The organism is Oscillibacter sp. CU971, assembly GCF_905219725.1.
In the GTDB taxonomy this organism is placed as follows: domain Bacteria; phylum Bacillota; class Clostridia; order Oscillospirales; family Oscillospiraceae; genus Oscillibacter.
Map to the genome: position 1 here is coordinate 1 of NZ_CAJMXG010000344.1, position 2556 is coordinate 2556.

At 52.7% G+C, this 2556-nt stretch carries 7 protein-coding genes; all 7 read left to right on the top strand.

Annotated elements, in window-relative coordinates:
* The coding region (locus JX325_RS15080; RefSeq protein WP_374220640.1) for a hypothetical protein at positions 1-423 on the top strand (423 nt) is incomplete at its 5' end.
* Positions 424-488: 65 nt separating this feature from the next.
* Positions 489-638, top strand: coding sequence for a hypothetical protein (locus JX325_RS15085; protein ID WP_204791886.1), 150 nt, complete (start codon positions 489-491; stop codon positions 636-638).
* Between the two features lie 118 nt (positions 639-756).
* Positions 757-1002 carry a hypothetical protein gene (locus JX325_RS15090; protein ID WP_204791887.1) on the top strand — a complete coding sequence of 82 codons (246 nt, stop codon included), beginning with the start codon at positions 757-759 and terminating at the stop codon, positions 1000-1002.
* 67 nt (positions 1003-1069) lie between these two features.
* Positions 1070-1588 (top strand): DNA-directed RNA polymerase subunit alpha C-terminal domain-containing protein, encoded by a 519-nt coding sequence (locus tag JX325_RS15095; RefSeq protein WP_204791888.1) that lies wholly within the window; start codon positions 1070-1072, stop codon positions 1586-1588.
* A 43-nt stretch (positions 1589-1631) separates the two neighbouring features.
* Positions 1632-1910 carry a hypothetical protein gene (locus tag JX325_RS15100; RefSeq protein WP_204791889.1) on the top strand — a complete coding sequence of 93 codons (279 nt, stop codon included), beginning with the start codon at positions 1632-1634 and terminating at the stop codon, positions 1908-1910.
* Between the two features lie 120 nt (positions 1911-2030).
* The gene (locus JX325_RS15105) at positions 2031-2252 is read left to right on the top strand and encodes a beta-lactamase induction signal transducer protein (RefSeq protein ID WP_204791890.1); all 222 of its coding nucleotides are present in this window, start codon (positions 2031-2033) and stop codon (positions 2250-2252) included.
* A 48-nt stretch (positions 2253-2300) separates the two neighbouring features.
* On the top strand, positions 2301-2556 hold a 256-nt coding region (locus JX325_RS15110; RefSeq protein ID WP_374220641.1), incomplete at its 3' end, for a hypothetical protein.

The window sequence follows — 2556 nt, forward strand, 5'->3', positions numbered from 1 at the left end:
AGTATGAGCACCACGATCAGACCGGCCCTGTCTTACAAGAACAAATACTGGATCGAGAAGCACCGCTACTATGAGCTGAAACATTTCTGCCTCCAGTATCCGGGCTGGAAAAGGGACTACATGGCCCTGGACGGACTGAAGAAGCAGCCCCACGACTTGTCTCTGCTGGTACGGACGAACGTCATCAGCGATCCAACGGCCCGGTGCGCCGAGGCCAAGCTGTTCTACTCCGAGCGCATGGAACTGGTGGAGCGGGTGGCCTACGAGACCGACCGCGACCTGCATTCCTATATTCTCAAGGCGGTCACCGAGGGCCTTTCCTTTGAGACGTTGAAGACGCAGACCGATATTCCCTGCTGCCGGGACGTCTACTACGACCTTTACCGCCGGTTCTTCTGGCTCCTGAACAGGGCCCGTGGATGACCCCCGCGAGCGGAACACAGCCCTTTATGGAAACCCAGACAATATTACATGAAGGAGTTGTTATCATGAAGCGAATGGTTAGCCATATCAGAGGCATCTTTACGGGGTTCTGGATCGGAGCGGTCTTTGTGGCCACCGTGTTCATGAGCTGTAAGGATGTCCGCGATGGATGGAACGTCATCGCCGGCGACAAGCACGCCTGCATCAGAGGCTGAGTTTCAGTAAGGGAGAGTCCTGCAACAAGGGCTCTTACCCTTTCGCGCGAAATCCACACAGCCCTTTATGGAAACCAAAAGGTAAAACCAAAATCTTATTACATCGGAGGTTACAGTTATGTACGACAACAAGAATTTGAGCAAGGAGTTCAAGGCGACGGTGGAGGAGACTAAGGGGTTGCTTATGGCGACGGCTATGGAGTCGTCCGTATCCACTATGGATGCTGACGACATCGTGACCAACGTCAAAGCGCTCCGTCTGCTCAACCGGCTGCTGGATCTCTCCTGCGCCATGTTCGAGAAGCAGGACAAGCTGATGGACAAGATGGACAAGGCGATGGACAAGTATCTGAAGGAGAACTAAACCCGAAGGGGCTGCGGAAACGCGGCCTCTTCCCCTTTCACGCATTTATATTTGAAAGGAGACGACCATGGAACAGAAGATTTCATTGGACATGCCCATCGAGGAACTTGACTTTTCCACCCGATCCTACAACTGCCTGACCCGAAGCGGCATCCTTACGCTCGGCGCTCTCGTTGACACAAGCCGCCGAGAATTGGGCTGTATCAAGAACATGGGCGCAAAAAGTATGGAGGAAATCGAGGAAAAGGTACGCCTGTGCGGTTATGCACTCAAGGACACCCTGAGATGCGACCATCTTAAAAAGATGCAATTTCTGAAGAAGGCTCACGATCACTTCTTCGAGCTGACACGAAGTTTCAACTCCACACACTTTTCTCCGTACAGCCAGGATTGGGTGTATCCGTCCGTACTGTCGAGCAGTACCGGGTGGGAATACGTCAGAAAAGTGGTGCTCATGGCGTATGGCGTTTCTGATATTTGTTCTCTCCCGGACGACAAAGAAGAGGAAGTCAATGCCTTTGCGATTGAATTGACCGATATGCTCTTCGGCCGGCTCAGCAAGCAGACAACAGGCTACTTCCGATAACTATTTCGCGTGCGTAACAAGCCCTTTTATGGAGGTGACAGCTATGGACGAAACCAAAGCTAAAAGCGCAGTCGAGGAACTGAGAGCCGTCGTCATGTGTCTGTATCGGTCAGCCGGTAATCTCGACAATATCTTACAGAGCATTGAGCTCGAATTGGATGGAACCAAATCGGACTCGCTCTACACTAAGGCATTTTGTCGGAGCAAGCGGATGTACCGGGAGGACGTGATGAAGGCGGCGGGATTCAGCGGCCTGGACAATCTGGAAGCTGAGGCGTGGAACAAACTGCTGGAGGCATTCTCCAAGGAGACGGAGTCCTGACAAGGGCTCCTCTCTTTTATATTTTCCATACGCAGGTGACGGAAAAGTGTGGTAAATTGTTATCCTGAAAAATTCCCGGGTAGAAAAATCCGAAAAACAGTTTGAAAGGAGGTGTGCGCTATGTGGATCGTACTCGCTTTGATCGGAGGTATTCTGGTTGGCGTCGCGGCTTCGGCCGTATATTTTCGTGCCAGGACTATCGGCTTGCTCAGGGTTGACCGCTCCGATCCGTCCGAACCCCCGTATCTCTTTCTGGAAGTGGAAAAGAATCCGGACGCCCTGCAACATGGGCGGCTGGTGGTTCTGCGAATCCGGAAAGAGAACCTGATCTCGCACGAATAACACCCGCTTTTATGGAGCCATCTACAAAACGAAGGAGGTTTATACGAGATGGAAGAGATCAACAAATTGATGGATGAGGAGATCGTCAGCCAGATCAAAGGGCTGAAGACCCTCCAGGCCGGGTCGCAGGAGCAGACTGCGGCAGTCAAGAACCTGACAGCATTGTATGAGGCCAGGATCAACCAGGAGAAGGTCCAGTTGGACGCCGACGACAAGCGGGAGAAGCGTGAAATGGAGCGCGAGCAGCACCGCGCTGACGAAACTCTGAGAAAGAGTCAAGCGGCCGATGAGGCAGCGGCCAGGG

Bases quoted from the DNA above. Each gene is read 5' to 3' on its own strand.
- JX325_RS15100 (WP_204791889.1), top strand. From the start codon at position 1,632: ATGGACGAAACCAAAGCTAAAAGCGCAGTCGAGGAACTGAGAGCCGTC.
- JX325_RS15105 (WP_204791890.1), top strand. From the start codon at position 2,031: ATGTGGATCGTACTCGCTTTGATCGGAGGTATTCTGGTTGGCGTCGCG.
- JX325_RS15090 (WP_204791887.1), top strand. From the start codon at position 757: ATGTACGACAACAAGAATTTGAGCAAGGAGTTCAAGGCGACGGTGGAG.
- JX325_RS15085 (WP_204791886.1), top strand. From the start codon at position 489: ATGAAGCGAATGGTTAGCCATATCAGAGGCATCTTTACGGGGTTCTGG.
- JX325_RS15095 (WP_204791888.1), top strand. From the start codon at position 1,070: ATGGAACAGAAGATTTCATTGGACATGCCCATCGAGGAACTTGACTTT.